Raw genomic sequence first — 262 nt, forward strand, 5'->3', positions numbered from 1 at the left:
TGGGACCATGGGGTCGCAGGTTCGAATCCTGTCTTCCCGACCATTTTAATGGGGCCTTAGCTCAGCTGGGAGAGCGCCTGCTTTGCACGCAGGAGGTCAGCGGTTCGATCCCGCTAGGCTCCACCAAAAGTTTTTAAAAAAGTTGTTGACTTTGAAGAAGCAGCATTGTATACTAATAAAGTTGCTTTAACAAAGCGAACAAACGAAATGATCTTTGAAAACTAAACAAGACAAAACGTACCTGTTAATTCATTTTTAATAA

General features: G+C 42.7%; 1 tRNA gene. It reads left to right on the forward strand.

Annotated features, from left to right (window positions below):
* Nucleotides 1–50: 50 nt before the first annotated feature.
* Nucleotides 51–126, forward strand: a tRNA-Ala gene (locus tag CVV77_RS21885).
* Nucleotides 127–262 lie beyond the last annotated feature (136 nt).

The sequence above is a fragment of the Bacillus sp. SN1 genome, assembly GCF_002796895.1.
Classification (GTDB): Bacteria; Bacillota; Bacilli; order Bacillales; family Bacillaceae; genus Bacillus; species Bacillus inaquosorum.